Origin of the sequence: Hymenobacter cellulosivorans, assembly GCF_022919135.1 — a bacterium.
GTDB classification, from domain to species: domain Bacteria; phylum Bacteroidota; class Bacteroidia; order Cytophagales; family Hymenobacteraceae; genus Hymenobacter; species Hymenobacter cellulosivorans.
The window spans coordinates 4965320-4980540 of record NZ_CP095049.1 but is presented as its reverse complement, the minus strand read 5'-3'; the positions used below and the strand labels follow the sequence as shown (position 1 = coordinate 4980540).

Sequence of the window (15221 nt, the reverse complement as noted above, 5' to 3'; positions counted from 1 at the left end):
GGCCGTTAGAAAAGCCTGTGCCTTCGGTGCGGCACCCGCTGCCGGGAAATTACTCTACCAGCACGCGGCCACTGTAGGGGACGCCTTGTCCGTTGGTAGCCCGCAGAATATACAGCCCGGGGGCAAGGTCCCGTACTGATACTTCGCCACTAGTAGACACAGGCATCGTGCGCACGACGCGGCCTAGTCGATCAACTAACTCGGTTTGGGTGCCTGGCAGTAGAGCTGGCACGCGGATGCTAGTCGTAGCCGGGCTTGGGTAAAGGAGCAGTTGCCGCGACTGTTTGGGCTGTACACCCAGCACCGCGGGGGCTACACGAGCAATAAAAGCGGTTTCTACGCTAGCGTTTGACGGGAGAGTGAAGGGTGGGAAACTGATTGCGGTGCTCCCGATATTACCACCAACCCATGCATTGCCCTGGGCATCGACTGAAATACTTTTGCCGCTATCTATTCCCCTGCCGCCGCCACTTAGCGCGGTTTGCCATTGCTGGGCAGGATCAAGTACGGCCACGAAAACGTCGCTAAGATCCTGGTATGCTAACGGGATGATGCCAAACTGCACGGGCGCCTGATGGGCAGTAAAGGAGCCGGTCAGGAGTAGGTTGCCGTTCGGGGCCAGGGCTACCGAGTTTGGGGTGGCCGATCCGGCTCCGCCTGCGCGAAGGACCCACGTCCAGCTGCCGCCGGAGCTAAGCTTGCCAACAAACAGCGTTCCGTCAGCAGAAGAGGGGCTCAACGTGCCGAACGTGGCCGGTCTTGGCTCTAAATAGCCGGCAACGTAGCTATTGCCATCCGCATCCACTACTAGGTCAGAACCCCCATCTCTCCCATTGCCCCGCCCGCGCTAGCCCAGAGCCAGGAGCCGGCGGGGCTCATCTTCGCCACGTAAACGTCCGAGCTGTTGTTTTCAGGAGTCAGCGTAGTCTGCCCGAATCGGGTGCCGCTGCTAAAGCTGCCCGTAACGTAGGAGTTGCCCGCCTGGTCTACTGCCATACCCAGCAGTTGAACGGTGGCAGTAGTCACGCCCGTGGTAGCAGTAGCCCATTGCCAGCCGCCACCACTGGTCAGCTTCCCTACGAAGGCGTTCGACGTACCCGTATTGGTTAAGGTCGTACTCCCGAAAATGCCGGGGGTGCTGCCAACGAGGAGACCCGCTACGTAGACATTGCTCCTCGCGTCGACCTTAACACTGCGGCCAACCGAACCATTGTTGCCGGCTGCCACCGCCCAGGTCCAGTTGCCTTGCGGGTCGAGCCGGGCTATTACTACGCTGGCGGCCATGGAGTTGAGGGTAGTAGGGCCAAAGTTGGCGTCCGGGCTGAAAGAAGAGCCGGTTACGTAGACGTTGCCCGTCGCGTCCAGAGCCAGGGCCTGTGCTTTGTCGCTTCCGCTGCCGCCTCCCCGGACCGCCCAGAGCCAGCTGCCACTGGGGCTCATCTTCGCTACGTAGATATCAAAATCACCAGCGCTGGTCAGGGTCGTATTGCCAAAGCTGATGGTACCGCTAAAGTAGCCCGTTGTATATAGGCTGCCCGTGCCGTCGACCGCAGTGCCATAGCAGTAAGAATACCCGCCGGTGGGGGATGCCCCGCAGACGGCGGCGAAACTAAAGGCCGAAGTTTGTCCCCGCGCCGGGCAAACCATCAGGGTACTCAACAGGAAGGTGCTTAGGGCACCGAGAAAAAAGAATAAACGTTGGCTCATATCCAGGTACAGGAAAATAAAAAGAATGCAAATTATACCTATTTCCTATGACGAGAAAATAGACCACTGAATTTCAAATGTAGGGGTGACGCGACCTGCTTCTTCCTATTCTCGGGCCGCCGGCTTGCTTCCCGGCCCGAATTGTCGACTTTCGCGGCGCGGACTTGGGCACTGCCCTTTTTTATCCTCTCTAATGCGAAGTCTACTCTGTTTCGTTTTGCTGCTTTTGCCCGCTGCCTTGTTGGGCAAAGACCTCAAAACCATTGAGCGGGAGCTGGTGCGCGACGCCCGGCGCATCACCTACTGGGCCAACTACAACGACACGGCGGCAGCCGTCGGTGGCATCGACTCCCTGACCCGGGCCAACGAGCGGTTCCTGGCCCGCCTGCTGCGCTACACCGCCACCGAGCCCGCCACGCTGACCTACGCCTTCCCGGCCCTGCAGCAGGAGCATATTACCATCAGCACCGCCCCCGATGGCCGCCTGCGCATCTATTCCTGGGACACCGAGGAGGGTGGCACTATGCACTACTTCGAGAACGTGGTGCAGTACCGGGCCGGGGCCAAAGTGGCGTCCCGACGCCTGATTACCCCCAAGCCCGACGACAACCCCGACGCCGGCCACTTCTACTTCGATGTTTTCCCGGTGCTAAGCGGCACCCAGACCTATTACCTGGCTTACGGGCAGGGCATCTACTCCAGCAAGGACTGCTACCAGCACGTGAAGGCCTTTGCCATTGAAAATGGGCAGCTCAACACGGATGCCAAGCTGATTCGGACCCAGTCGGGCCTGAAAAATACCCTGGGCTTTGAATTCGACTTCTTCTCGGTCGTCGACCGTCCTGAGCGGCCCGTGCGCCTGATTACCTACGATGCCAAAACCCGGGTGCTGGAAATTCCGGTGGTCTGGGCCGAGGGCAAGGTCACTCCTAAGCGAATCCGTTACCAGTTCAATGGAACGGTGTTCGAGAAGGTAAAGTAGAACAGGGTTGATTTGTATAATTGCCCGCATGAAACCCAACTCCCTCGCCGCCTTTTACGACGCCTGCGCCCCTACTCCCGGGTCGGCCGTAGGTGGCGTCTTGCCGCCGCCTGAGTTGGGGCCGGGCGGGGGCATTTCAACGTGTTCCCCTTGGCCGACATCCCTCAGGGGCCGCCAATGGAGTTCAGCCGGCGGGACTACCACAAAATCACGCTCTGCCGGGGGCGCAGCCAGGTAGAGTACGCCGACCAAGCCGCGCACATCGGCACCAATACTTTGTTTCTGGTGACGCCGCGCGTGCCCTACCGCTGGCTGCCGCTCACCGAAGCCCCCGCCGGCTATTGCTGCCTTTTCGACGACGCCTTTCTGCTGCCCGCCCGGCCCGGGGTGGTGCTCTCGGAGCTGCCGATTTTTCAGCCCGGAGCCTACCCGGTGTGGGAAGTGGCCGAAGCCGAGTGCGCGGCAGTAGAAGCCATTTTCCAAAAGATGGCCCACGAGCTCCAGTCGGGCTACGCTTACAAGCAGGACCTGCTGCGCACCTACCTCTGGGAGCTGATTCACCTGGTGCAAAAGCTGCAGCCGGCCCCCGTCCAGCTGGCGACGCATAGCGCTGCCGAACGGGTAGCGGCCCAGTTCACGGAGCTGCTGGAGCGGCAGTTTCCGCGCCCGAGCCCTCAGCCGCCGCTGCGCCTGCGCACCGCCACCGACTACGCCGACCAACTCGCCGTGCACGTCAACCACCTCAACCGGGTGCTCAAGGAGACGACGGGCCACACCACCACTGCCCTTATCAGCCGCCGGCTGGCGCAGGAAGCCCGGCTCTTGCTCAAGCAAACCACCTGGAGCATCTCCGAAATTGCCGACAGCCTGGGCTTTGCCGATGTGGCCCACTTCTGCACCTTCTTCAAGCGCCACGCCGCCCAAACCCCGGGCGACTTCCGGCGGTTGGCTGGGAGTGGGAGCTAAGAAGGGGCGAGTGGGTGCCTCACCTCCGGCCCGCATCTGCTTTATGCGCAGAGTCTCCGAATAGGCGAGGGACTCTGGGGGTGAGGCCTTGCGTAAGGTCGGTTTATAAGGGGCTATAATCCACGCCAACCTGTTTGAAATCTAAAACAGATGGATTGATTGGCGAAGTCTATTGCCCGCCTGCCCGCCGGACCTTTGTGGAGTACTAACTCAAACCCACAGGCAACATGGCATACAAGAAAATTGCGCTGGTTTCTGGCGGCAACAAGGGCATCGGCTTCGAAATCGTGCGGGGGCTGCTGCAGGCGGGCTGCCGGGTGTATCTGGGAGCCCGCGAGGCCGCCAAAGGCCAGCAGGCCGTCGCCGCGCTGGCCGCCGAGGGCGACGTCCTGTTCCTGGAGCTAGACCTAGCTAATCAGGCAACCCTCGATGCGGCAGCGGCCCACTTGCAGCGTGAGGAAGGCCGCCTCGACATTTTGGTCAACAATGCGGGCATCAACGTGGCCGGCGACGGCGCCCCCAGCACGGCCGCCGTGCGCAGCGTGGAGCAAGTGCTCCAGACCAATTTCCTGGGTACGCTGGCCGTCACCCAAGCATTTTTACCGCTGGTAAGGCAGGCTGCGGCGGGGCGCATCGTCAACGTGTCCAGTCCGCTGGGCTCGCTCACCCTCAGCGGGCAGAACGACTGGGGCCTGCTGGGGTACTCGGCCTCGAAGGCCGCCCTGAACATGCTCACCGTGCAGCTGGCCTACGAGCTGCGGAATACGGCCATCAAGGTAAACGCAGCTGCCCCCGGCTACACGGCTACCGACCTGAATGGCTTTGCGGGCACCGATACGCCCGCGCAGGGAGCGGCCGAAGCCATCCGCCTGGCCCTGCTGCCTCCGGATGGTCCCACCGGCACAGCCTCTTCTGCCACCGGCTCCTTGCCCTGGTAAAGACCGGCCGATAAGTCAGCCGTTACGTATTCACTTGTTCAAAAGCCAGCCAGCCCCCTCTCGGGCGTGGTAGCTGCGGGAGGGGGCTGGCTGGGGTAGGCCGGGTTGCTTACCGGGCTCAGGCAGAAACTTAAAAGCGGATGCCCGCCTGGGCGCCCACCCAGGCGCGGGTATTGGTGCGGCCGTGGGTTTCGTTGAACAGCTCCAAGTGCTTACCGGCCAGGCGTGAGCCGTAGCCCGCCTTTTCTGGTGCTTGGTAGCGGGAAACCATGACGTTGAGCGTGGGGCCCAGCAGTAGGGTAGTCCGGCCGCCTGCCGACAAGCGCCAGCCGAACAGGGGGCGGAGCTGGTTCAGCAGGTTTAGTTCGTCGGTCCAGCCTTTCTTCTCGTTGACCTGGGTAGCCAGTGCATCCACGCTTAGCGTCAGGCGGCTGGAGAGCTCCAGCTCGCTGCCCACGCCGTAGCCAAAGCCCCAGCGGAAAGAGCTGCCGGGCTGCACGCCCACGGACAGGATGTTGTAGAACTTGCGCGAGCCGCCCAATTTGAGGGCCGCATTGGCCGGCAGCGCGTCGCTGGTCCAGACCTCGGCGCGGTGGTAGCCGTGGCGCACCAGGCTTAGCACCCCGATGCTGGCTCCCGATACCGAATCGGCAATGTTAAACGGGGCCAGCTGTAGCCCCCGCACGTGCTTGGCGACGTTGAGCAGGCCCGCTACCTGGGTGCCCCGCACAGTGCCGGGCACGACGTTGGCCAGGCCCGCCAGTTGCACGGTGCGGGTTTGGGCAGCTCCGCCCTGGTAGTTGACCATGCCGGCCAGCTGAGCGCCCTCCACGGGCCCAACCGCCACATTGGCCAGGCCCGCCATTTGCAGGCCCTGCCCACCGCCGGTCACCACATTGCTCAGGCCCGCCAGCTGGGTGCCCCGCACCGGACCTCCTACCACGTTGGCCAGGCCCGCGGCCTGCACGCCTTGCACGGCGTCTCGATCCACGTTGAGCAGGGTTCCGAGTTCCAGGCCCTGCACCCCGGCCGCATAACCGACCAGAAAGTTCAAGGACACGGTATTAATGGTACGGCCGCTGGCCAGGCCATTGGTGCCCAGGGGAGGAACCACGCTGAACTGAAACGCCTGGTGCTCCCGCTCAGAAGCTGGGGCGGCAGCGGAGGCCGCAGGGGCCACACTGGCCGCCGCCTGCGTTTGGGCGTGAAGCTGGAGGGCCGAGCCCAGATAGAGCAGGCCGGAAGTAAAGAGTAAGGATGCAAGTTTCATCGGAGAAAAGACAAGAAGTGGAAGCCCGCTGCCGAGCCGTTGGTAAGGGAAATGCCGCTGCCAAACCACCCTGCCGGGAGTTGCCTGCACCGGCAGCACCGGGCAGACGTTAGGCAGTGGAAAAGCTGGGCCGGCTGAAAGGAGGGCTGCCGCGTACAGCCGTCCGGTTTGAAACGTTTCGTCTATAAGAGCCCCAACCCGGCCCGTACCCCCACGCCGAAAAGAAAAAAATATCCCGGCCACCTGCGGGGTGCCCTGCCCGGGGCCTTATGTACAGTGCCGTGGCAGCGCTTGCCAGCCCCGATTGCCCACTTTTGCGCCCAGCCGGGGCTGAAAAACACCAGGGGCGTTGGCTCCGACTTCTTCTCTGTTGTCGACTGGCCCGAGCGGCCCGTGCACCTCGTCACTTACGACGCGCGCTCGGGTACTACTGATTCCCGTGGTCTGGGCTAGTGGCAAGGTCAGCGGTAAACAGGTGTGCTACCAGTTCAAGAGGGGCGTTTTTGCGAGGGTGAAGCCAACTGTTGGTCCGGAGGCGAGCACCCAGGCTGGGTTGGTCGTAGCAGCCCGCAAGCAAAAGGGCGCGCTCTGCATTGCTAAAAAACTTGTCGCAAATACCCCGCAAGTTGTCGCATTCTGCCGCCTGTTGGGGGTGATTTACTTGGTATTTTTGCCTTATATCCACTTAACCAATACTCACATGGTAGCTAATATTTTTGTCAACCTGCCCGTTAAGGACCTGAACGCTTCGGTGGCTTTCTTTACCCAACTCGGGTTTAGCTTCAATCCGCAGATGACCAACGAAGAGGGCACCTGTATGGTCGTCAGCGATACTATCTGCGTGATGCTGCTGGTGGAGCCGTTTTTCCAGACGTTCACTGCCCAGCCGCTGGTCAAGGCTCACCAGGCCAAAGAAGTTATTCTCTGTCTGGCGGTCGACAGCCGCGCCGAGGTGGACCGCCTCGCCGAAGCGGCCCTGGCCGCCGGGGGACAGCCGGTGCCGCAGCAGCCGCAAAATGAAATGGAATTCATGTACGACCGTAACTTCCAGGACCTCGACGGCCACCTCTGGAATGTGCTATACATGGACCCTGCCTTTGCCCAGCAGCCGGCTACTCCCGAAGCCGCCGCGCAGTAAGTGCGCCGAGCCTTCGGGCAGCTACTCTTTATGCTGCATCTGCTGACTGCTGGCCGGGCCATGACGGCCTCATACCCTTAAGCTAAACACCGATTGAGACCCAAGTAGGTGTCTCTACAGCGGCCCGGCGACCAGAAGAGGCAGCGTAAATAGCTGCTAAGCAGTAGGCAAGCGCCTGCTTCCCATAAAGCAGCAAGGGCCGCCCCGGAATCCGGAGCGGCCCTTGCCAGTTGGTTACTATTGCCGGGGAGCACTGTGGGTAGTGTTCCTCCGGCAGGTCCCTTACTCGACCGCCACCCGGCCCGCGAACTGCCGGCCTTCGACATCCGTGGCGCGCAGCGTGTAAAGGCCCGGCGCCAGGCCCCGCACCGAAACCTGGGCCGCTGCCGATACGGTAGTTTCCCGGGCCACCCGACCCAGCCGGTCGATAAACTGGATGTGGGTTCCGCCGGGCATGGTTGGCAGGCGTACTACCTCTGTAGCCGGATTAGGGTACAGACCCGCCAAGGCTTGTGGCTGCGCTGCTCTGGCGGCCAGCACCGGGTTTTGCAGCACGCCCACAAACAGCTCCCCGCTGGCCAGACTGCTGTTTAGGACTACGGAGCCGAAGGCGCTGCCATCGGTGAAGCTGCCCAGCACGCGCACGGCCCGCTCTTCCAGGCCTAGAAAGTAGGCGTGGTCGTTGCCGGGGCCACCGGCCCGCTGTGCCCAGCGTACCTGGCCCTGGGGCGAGTAGCAGGCCACGGCCACGTCGGAGCCCCCGGCCGACGTCAGGGAAGTACTGCCGATGGTAGCAGTGCTGGCAAAGCTGCCCGTAACGTAGGCATTGCCCTGGGCGTCCAGGCTCAGGTCCGACCACCGGTCGAGGCCGGTGCCGCCGCTGGTGCGCAGCCATTCCACCGCGCCCTGGGGCGAGTATTTCAGCAGGAAGGCATCATAATCGCCGCTGCTGACGATGGTAGTACCGCTGGCGTGGGCCGTACCGGAAAAGGTGCCGGCCAGGTAGAGGTTGCCGGCCGCATCGGTGCGGCCCCGGTAGTAGAAGTTGGCCTGCGGGTTGTTTCCAATGGCCAGGTGCTGGGCCCAGATTACCGTGCCCGCGGCACTGATGCGGGTGGCTACGGCATCACCAGTGCCCCCGGGCAGGAGCGTCGTCGAGCCCACTTCCAGGGTTTGGTCACCGGCCTGCTGGGTAAGCAGGTAGTAGTCGCCGGCTGGGGCCAGGGCCAGGTGGGGAAGATATAGACCTTCCTGCCCGGTCCGGCTGTACCAGAAGCCCGGCGCCAGCGTCAGCAGGGCCCCGGTGGCGCCGTTGAAGCGGGCCAGGAAGGCGCCGCCCTTTGCCGGGGCGGGTAGGGTAGCCGTCGTCGTGCCGATACTGATGCTGCCGTGGCATAGGCCCGTAACGGCCACTGTGCCGCCGGCATCCACCACCAGGCCTGAGCCGCCCACCAGGTTGTCGGGGGCGGGGGCACTTTGCCGGGCCCACTGGGCCAGGCCCTGGGGCGAGAAGCGGGCCACGAAAAGCTTGCCGATCTGCCCGCCGCCGGTCAGGGCCACGTCGTTGCCCAGGTCCAGGTCGTCGGTATAGGAGCCGGTCAGGTACACGTTGCCGGCCGCATCCAGGGCCACGTCGTGGGCTATATCCTGCGCCGCGGAACTCAGGTGCCGCACCCAGGCCAGGGTGCCGCTGGAAGTATATTTAGCCAGATACGCATCGGTGTCGGCGCTGCGGGCGGTAAGCACCGTGCCGCCCAGGTCCAGGGAGCCCGAGAAAGAGCCCACGCGGTACAGGTTGCCCGCCCCGTCGACGGCGGTACGGCCAAACTCATCATGGGTCGAGGAGCGGGTGCCTACCCGGGTAGCACTGCCCCAGGCCGGAGCTGTTTGGGCGGTAGCTACGGAAGCTGCGGCCAGCGCGGGGAGCAGCACGGCCGCCAGACGGGCCAGGCAGGAAGAAATACGCATCATAAAACGATAAGTGAAAAGGGAATAGGAAAGGACTGTAGCGGGAAGGCCAGTTATAGGGCCCAGCCTGCTGTTGCTGGGCCCATGACCAGCACCCCAGCACCGGGGTTGCGTTGGATGGGGAAATAAAAAAGCCGGCACGGTCGGGGACCGTGCCGGCAGGCAGTAAGAGGCAGTAAGAGGCGGCTAGCGGCGCCGGCGCAGCAGCGCGGCTCCGATGCCGCCACCGGCCAGCAGCCCGGCCACGGCCAGCGGCAGGCTCGCCGTGGCCGGGCTCTGCGGAGCCGCAGCAACGGTAGCAGCCAAGGCCCGGCGCTCCAGGGCATCGAGGCGGCTGCGCAGTTCCTGATTTTCGGCTTTCAACGCGCTGATCTGGGTAGCCTGGGCCTGGGTGCGGGCATCTAGGGCCTGAACGCCGGCCAGGGCTACCCCGTCGGCATCAATGGTGCCGATGCTGACACTGTCGGGGCCCAAGCCAAAGGCTTGGTGGAAGTCCTGGGCCATGGGGCCGAGATGGCGCACGTTGTTCTTATCGACCTTGTAGCTCCAGCGCGTCATGGGCACCCGGCGCAGGCGCGTCAGGACATCCTCGCCCGATACGGCCGCGAAACGGTGCTTCTTGTGGCGGTCCGACACGTTGGTCCACACGCCGCTGGCGCTCAGGTAGGCGCCCGTAGAGGTCGAAATTACCGCGTTAGACTGGTACCAGGAAGGCGTCGAGTTGGTGCCGGTAATGGGCGCACCCGACTGGAAGATAATGCCGCTGCTACGGTTGGCGGAGGTGTAGATGCGGAAACCGTTGGACACGCGCCAGGTGGCCGAGTGGTTGGTTTCGGCCCTAAAGGACTCGTCGGTAACGAAGTTACCGTCGTCGATTACCGAGCGGTCGGCGAAGACGAAGGTACCCTGGCGGGCGTTGGTGTGGGCGTAGTAGCCCAACGCCACCGAGGCTGCGCCCGTGGCGGTGCAGTACTCGCCGATGGCAGTGGAGCTGATCTGGGCGGCCACTACGTCTTTGCCGAAGGCCGTGCCGTAGTCGCCCGAAGCCCGGGCGTTATAGCCGCCCGCGGTAGAGTAAAGCCCAATGTTGGCCGCGTCCCACTGGGTGCCGTTTACGTAGCCGAACCGGAAGGCGGCCTTTTCGGGGTACCACATCAGCCGGGTGCCGCTGCCCTCGGCCGGCACATACGTGCCGCTTATGTCCTCATCGAACTTGCCGCCCAGCAGCAGTCCGCCGCCCTTGAAGACGGTCAGGCGGCTGACTTTGTGGCCGTCGGCCGCGCCGTGCACGACCATGAGCGAGTCGGTGTTCTGGGCCAGGGAGGCGAGGGGCAGCACGGCCAGGGCAAGCAAACCGGCACGCCGGGCAAAAGCAGTGGAAAAGTTGTCCATGTAGTAGGGGCGGGGCAAGCGTAAATTCCCAAATATATAGAAGAAAGCTCATGCAAGAGCTGCCGGCCCGCCAACCTCAGTCCCAGTCCGCGTCGGCCTCCCCGGCCCGGCTCAGGCCAGGCCTGCCTGGCGGCGGCAGAAAGCCCAAGGGCCGCCCCGGATTCCGAGGCGGCCCCTGCTGGCTGGTTACTATTGCCGGCGGAGCACGATGGGCCGTGCTCCGCCGGCAGGGCCCTTACTCGACCACCACCCGGCCCGCAAACTGCTGACCCTGAGCCGTGCTGGTGCGCAGAATATACAGGCCCGGCGCCAGGCCTCGTACCGATACCTGGGCTCCGGAGCCTACCGTGGCGTGGCGGGCCACCCGGCCCCGCGCATCGACAAACTGCACGGCCGTTCCGGCCGGCAGAGCGGGTACCTGCAGCACCGAAGTGGCCGGGTTGGGATACAAGCCCAGGGCCTGAGTGCGGGCCTCCTGCCTGGCTAGGGTGGTAGTGCTCAGGCGGGCCAGAAACCTGTTGTTCGCCGTCGAGGGCAGGCTAAGGCGCACCGGGCCAAACGTTGCTGCCGTGGTGAAGAATCCTGCCACGTACACGCTGCCTTGCGCATCCAGGCCGAGCGTGGTACCCATATCCACGTAGGTGCCGGCGCCGGCCTGGGCCCAGAGCGCCTGTCCTTGCGGCGTATAGGCCGCCACAACGGCATCGGTGCCGCCGGCACTGGTCAGCACGACCGGCGGGGTAGTGCCGTAGCGCGTTTCGCCCGAGAAGTAGCCGGTCACGTAGGGGGCACCCGTAGCATCCAGGGCCAGGTCCATCCAACGACTCAGGCTGGCTGAGCTGCCCGGTTGCACCCAGTCGGGCTGGCCCACGGCCGAATATTTGGCCAGAAAAGCGTTGGGCACGGCTGCCGCCGGCAGCGGGGTGGTGCCGAAAGAGGGTGAGCCTTCGTAGGAACCGGCCAGGTAGGTGTTGCCCGCCGCATCCGTTTTTACCTGGGACACCAGCTCATCCTGGGGGCCGCCAAACTGCTGCACCCACTGCAGGGTCCCGGTAGCCGAGTAGCGGGCCAGCAGCACGTCGTTGCGGCCCTGGCTGGTGAGGGTAACAGGCCCGAATACGGGGCGCCCCGAAAAGTATGTGGCCAGGGTGATGTCGCCGGCTGGGCTTACGGCAAGCTGGGGCGCCTGGTACAGGGCCGACGCGTTAGGAGCCGGCCGGGCGTAGTAATACGCGGGTATCGCCAGCAGCAACGCACCATTGGCGGCCGCAAACTTGGCCACAAAGGCTGCTTCCCCACTCGACTCGGCCGGGGCGTTGAGGATGGTGTTGCCAAAGCGGGCCTGTTGCTGAAAGCGCCCGGCCAGATACACCGCGCCCGCCGCATCCACGGCCAGACTGTTGCCGAGGACCGCGGTGCCGCTGGCCCCGGTAGCCGAGCTTTGCTGGGCCCAGCGCACGGTGCCATCCGGGGCGTAAGAGACGACGTAGGCCTTGGTAGAGGTCGTAGTGCTGGTCAGTTCCACGCCGTTGCCCAGCGTGATGGGCCCGGCAAAATAGCCGGCGACGTAACAGTTGCCCGCCGCATCGACCTCCACGTCGAAGCCACTGTCGGGGCCGGCGGAACTGAGCTGGCGCACCCAGAGCAGCACGCCCGCCGGCGAGTACTTGGCCAGCAGCGCGTCGGAGCTGGTCGTGCTGACCAGCGTCTGGTTGCCAATCTGGGCAGAGCCCAGAAAGGTGCGGGTTTCGTAGACGTTGCCGGCCGCGTCTACCGCAATGTTGCTCAGCGAGCCGGAGTTATAGTCGCCCACGACGGTGGCATTGGTCCAGGTAAGCGGAGTCTGGGCCGAAAGCGGGGCTGCTGTCAGCACCACACCCGCCAGCAGGGCCGCACCCCGCGCAATAGCAGTAGAAAAGAACATAGATTCGGCAGAAAAGTGGAGGATGAAACCGATGCAAAAGCACTACCGGATACCCGTTCCGGCCAGCTCTCTAAGGTACGGCTTCGCTGCTATAATAGGGCGCAGGAGTGGAGCGTTGTTGAAGTAGAAGTATAAAGTCGGGATGGAAAGGAAGAAGCAACTGGAGGTTTGCCGCTTCCAATTCACTAGACTAGCGCAAACATTCACCCAGTATATTCCAGGCTAGGGGTTTTCTTTATATTTGGAAATTTCTATCCTCTCTTGATGAAATACATATCTACCCGTCTATTCGTAGCCTCAAGGGCCCTTTCTGTTTCGTCTCGCACTAGTCTGCTCCTGGGCACCGGCCTTTTTTTCGGGGTTATAGTGGGGGCCCAGGCCCAGCAGAAACCCACACCCGTGCTGTTCCGCGACGACGCGGCGGCTCGCAGCGCCACCGCCGATACCCGCCTGGCGCAGGCCCTGCGGCATTCGCGCCCCGTCACGCTGGCCCTGGCCGACCTGCGCACGGCCCTGGCCCCGGCGCCCCGGGAAGTCGCGCCCGGCCTGAGCCGCCCCGGCCAAGCCCCGGTGCAAGTGGCCCTGCCGCTGCCCGACGGCACCACCGGGCGCTTCCAGGTCCTGGAAACGGCGGTGATGGAGCCGGCGCTGGCCGCGCAGTTTCCCGCCATCAAAACCTACTGCGGCGTGGGCCTCGACGACCCCACCGCTACCGTCCGCCTCGACCTGACGCCCCGCGGCTTCCACGCCCAGATTCTGTCGGCGGCCCATAGCACGGTCTACATCGACCCGGCCAGCGAAACCGACCACACCCACTACCTGAGCTTCTACCGGCGCGACATGCCCGGCGGGCAGATGCACTGCGCCGCTGGTCGGGCGGAGGCCGCGGCCGACGCCTCTGACCTGGATTCGGGGCCGGCCCGGCGCAGCGTGGCCCCCGAACTGCGCACCTACCGGCTGGCCGTGGCCGCTACGGGCGAGTACACGCAGTACCACGGCGGCACGGTGGCCCAGGGGCAAGCCGCCATTGTGACGGCCGTAAACCGCGTGGTGGGCGTCTACGAGCGGGAGCTGGCCGTGCGCCTGGTGCTGGTGGGCGGCAATGCGGCCCTGGTGTACACCAACGGCAGCACCGACCCGTACTCGAACGACGACGGCGTGGCCATGCTCGGCGAGAATCAGACGAATGTGACTACCCTTATCGGCCGGGATAACTACGATATCGGGCACGTGTTCAGCACCGGGGGCGGGGGCATTGCCGGCCTGGGCGTGGTGTGCCTCAACGGCAACAAAGCTCGGGGAGTAACCGGCCTGTTCCGGCCCGTCGGCGACGCGTTTTACATCGACTACGTGGCCCACGAAATGGGGCACCAGTTTGGGGCCGACCACACCTTCAACAGTGAGAATGATGCCTGCGACGGTAACCGCAATACCAGTACGGCCTACGAGCCGGGCTCAGGCTCCACGATAATGGCCTACGCCGGCATTTGCGCCCCCGACAACGTGCAGAATAACTCCGACGCCTACTTCCACGTCTCCAGCTACGAGGAAATTTACGCTTACCTGGCTACGACCACCTGCGGCATTATCTCGGCCACCGGCAACACGGCTCCGGTGGTGGCCTTGCCCGCCAGCAGCAAAGTGCTGCCCATCGGCACGCCTTTCAAGCTGACGGCCATTGGCACCGATGCCGAGGGCGACGCGCTGACCTACTGCTGGGAGGAATACGACCTGGGGCCCGCCGCCGACCTTACCACCGCGCAGGCCACCAATGTGACGGTGCCCTTGTTTCGCTCGTTTGCGCCCACCACTAGCCCCACGCGCTACTTTCCCCGCCTGACCGACCTCGTCGCCAACACCTCGACCAGCACGGAGCGGCTGCCAACCGTGACGCGCAACCTGCGCTTCCGGGTGACGGTGCGCGACCAGCATAGCGGTACCCAGGGCGTGGTGGGGGGCCTCAACAGCAGTCCCGTCGTGAGCCTGAGTACGACCAACTCCGCCGGCCCCTTCCTCGTGACGGCCCCCAACTCCGCGGTGACCTGGGCCAGCGGCTCCACCCAGACCGTGACCTGGAACGTGGCCGGCACCTCGGCCAACGGGGTGAACTGCGCCACCGTCAACCTGCGCCTGAGCACCGACGGCGGCCTGACTTACCCCACGCTGCTGCTAGCGAATACCCCCAACGACGGCTCCCAGGCCATTACGGTGCCCGGGGTAGGCACCACCGCCGCCCGGGTAATGGTGGAAGCGGCCGACAACTACTTCTTTGATATTTCGAATACTAACTTCACCATTTCGGCCCCGCTGCCGGTGGAGCTGGTGACCTTTGCGGCCGAGTGCCAGCGGGGGGCGGTGCAGCTCGACTGGCACACTGCCTCGGAGGAAAACAGTGCCCGCTTCGAGGTCGAGCGTAGCGTTGATGGCAGCCGCTTCGAGCACATCGGGACGGTGCCCGCCGCCGGCCACAGCACGAGCACCCGCACCTATACTTTCCGGGACCCGAACCAGGCCTCGGCGCTCAGCCAGCTTGGCACGCGCTACTACCGCCTGAGGCAGGTAGATCAGGAGGGGACGGCGGAATACTCGCCCGTGCGGACCGTGCAGGTAGTTTCTATCCCCGCGGGGCTGGCTCTTTTCCCCAACCCCACGACCCACGGAGCCACCCTTGCCGGGGCCGCGCCCGGAACCACGGTGCGCCTGATTGATAGCCTGGGCCGCGTGGTGCTTACCGCCGACGCCGACGCCACGGGGCAGGCCGTCCTGAGTTGGCCGGCCCAGGCCCTGGCCGCCGGCATGTACGTGGTGCAGGCCGGGCAACGAAGTGTGCGCCTGAGCATCGTGCCCTAGCAGACCCAACGTGCGCTACCAAACCTGAGGCGTAGGTGAAAGACGCTACGGAGCGTGAGCCCCGGCCTCGGGCAAAGCGGCAGCAG

General features: G+C 64.3%; 12 protein-coding genes. 6 read left to right on the top strand and 6 right to left on the bottom strand.

The window, feature by feature from the left end:
• Positions 1-49: 49 nt before the first annotated feature.
• Together MUN80_RS26235 and MUN80_RS21060 are read right to left on the bottom strand one after the other, a co-directional pair.
• Complete coding sequence (locus MUN80_RS26235) at positions 50-304, bottom strand: T9SS type A sorting domain-containing protein (RefSeq protein WP_375373994.1); 255 nt, start codon at positions 302-304, stop codon at positions 50-52.
• A gap of 503 nt (positions 305-807) precedes the next feature.
• Positions 808-1707 (bottom strand): NHL repeat-containing protein, encoded by a 900-nt coding sequence (locus MUN80_RS21060; protein ID WP_244716018.1) that lies wholly within the window; start codon positions 1705-1707, stop codon positions 808-810.
• A 217-nt stretch (positions 1708-1924) separates the two neighbouring features.
• On the opposite strand from MUN80_RS21060, the gene MUN80_RS21055 reads away from it, so the two are divergent.
• The 3 genes from MUN80_RS21055 to MUN80_RS21045 all read left to right on the top strand — a co-directional run bounded on the left by MUN80_RS21055 (position 1925) and on the right by MUN80_RS21045 (position 4593).
• Positions 1925-2689, top strand: a complete 765-nt coding sequence (locus tag MUN80_RS21055; protein ID WP_244716016.1) for a hypothetical protein — start codon at positions 1925-1927, stop codon at positions 2687-2689.
• Positions 2690-2839: 150 nt separating this feature from the next.
• A complete protein-coding gene (locus MUN80_RS21050; RefSeq protein WP_244716014.1) occupies positions 2840-3655 on the top strand; it encodes a helix-turn-helix transcriptional regulator in 816 nt (271 codons plus the stop codon).
• 227 nt (positions 3656-3882) lie between these two features.
• Positions 3883-4593, top strand: a complete 711-nt coding sequence (locus MUN80_RS21045; RefSeq protein ID WP_244716012.1) for an SDR family oxidoreductase — start codon at positions 3883-3885, stop codon at positions 4591-4593.
• 130 nt (positions 4594-4723) lie between these two features.
• Here MUN80_RS21045 and MUN80_RS21040 read toward each other — a convergent pair whose 3' ends face one another.
• Positions 4724-5863, bottom strand: coding sequence for a hypothetical protein (locus tag MUN80_RS21040; RefSeq protein ID WP_244716010.1), 1140 nt, complete (start codon positions 5861-5863; stop codon positions 4724-4726).
• Positions 5864-6031: 168 nt separating this feature from the next.
• Between MUN80_RS21040 and MUN80_RS21035 the strand changes: the two genes are divergently transcribed.
• Both MUN80_RS21035 and MUN80_RS21030 read left to right on the top strand, forming a co-directional pair.
• On the top strand, positions 6032-6316 hold the full coding sequence (locus tag MUN80_RS21035) for a hypothetical protein (protein ID WP_244716008.1): 285 nt from the start codon (positions 6032-6034) through the stop codon (positions 6314-6316).
• 247 nt (positions 6317-6563) lie between these two features.
• The gene (locus tag MUN80_RS21030; RefSeq protein ID WP_244716006.1) at positions 6564-7001 is read left to right on the top strand and encodes a VOC family protein; all 438 of its coding nucleotides are present in this window, start codon (positions 6564-6566) and stop codon (positions 6999-7001) included.
• Positions 7002-7283: 282 nt separating this feature from the next.
• On the opposite strand, the gene MUN80_RS21025 is transcribed toward MUN80_RS21030, so the two are convergent.
• From MUN80_RS21025 to MUN80_RS21015, 3 genes are all read right to left on the bottom strand, one after another.
• Complete coding sequence (locus MUN80_RS21025; RefSeq protein WP_244716004.1) at positions 7284-8972, bottom strand: T9SS type A sorting domain-containing protein; 1689 nt, start codon at positions 8970-8972, stop codon at positions 7284-7286.
• Between the two features lie 183 nt (positions 8973-9155).
• The gene (locus MUN80_RS21020; protein ID WP_244716002.1) at positions 9156-10361 is read right to left on the bottom strand and encodes a tail fiber domain-containing protein; all 1206 of its coding nucleotides are present in this window, start codon (positions 10359-10361) and stop codon (positions 9156-9158) included.
• A 235-nt stretch (positions 10362-10596) separates the two neighbouring features.
• Positions 10597-12285 carry a T9SS type A sorting domain-containing protein gene (locus MUN80_RS21015; RefSeq protein WP_244716000.1) on the bottom strand — a complete coding sequence of 563 codons (1689 nt, stop codon included), beginning with the start codon at positions 12283-12285 and terminating at the stop codon, positions 10597-10599.
• Between the two features lie 264 nt (positions 12286-12549).
• Between MUN80_RS21015 and MUN80_RS21010 the strand changes: the two genes are divergently transcribed.
• Entirely contained in the window at positions 12550-15135 is a 2586-nt protein-coding gene (locus tag MUN80_RS21010; RefSeq protein ID WP_244715998.1) for a zinc-dependent metalloprotease, read from the top strand.
• Positions 15136-15221 lie beyond the last annotated feature (86 nt).

What these genes read in the sequence shown, in the direction of transcription:
- MUN80_RS21060 (WP_244716018.1), bottom strand. Translation starts at nt 1,707, where the DNA reads ATGAGCCAACGTTTATTCTTTTTTCTCGGTGCCCTAAGCACCTTCCTG.
- MUN80_RS21045 (WP_244716012.1), top strand. Translation starts at nt 3,883, where the DNA reads ATGGCATACAAGAAAATTGCGCTGGTTTCTGGCGGCAACAAGGGCATC.
- MUN80_RS21040 (WP_244716010.1), bottom strand. Translation starts at nt 5,863, where the DNA reads ATGAAACTTGCATCCTTACTCTTTACTTCCGGCCTGCTCTATCTGGGC.
- MUN80_RS21030 (WP_244716006.1), top strand. Translation starts at nt 6,564, where the DNA reads ATGGTAGCTAATATTTTTGTCAACCTGCCCGTTAAGGACCTGAACGCT.
- MUN80_RS21025 (WP_244716004.1), bottom strand. Translation starts at nt 8,972, where the DNA reads ATGATGCGTATTTCTTCCTGCCTGGCCCGTCTGGCGGCCGTGCTGCTC.
- MUN80_RS21020 (WP_244716002.1), bottom strand. Translation starts at nt 10,361, where the DNA reads ATGGACAACTTTTCCACTGCTTTTGCCCGGCGTGCCGGTTTGCTTGCC.
- MUN80_RS21015 (WP_244716000.1), bottom strand. Translation starts at nt 12,285, where the DNA reads ATGTTCTTTTCTACTGCTATTGCGCGGGGTGCGGCCCTGCTGGCGGGT.
- MUN80_RS21010 (WP_244715998.1), top strand. Translation starts at nt 12,550, where the DNA reads ATGAAATACATATCTACCCGTCTATTCGTAGCCTCAAGGGCCCTTTCT.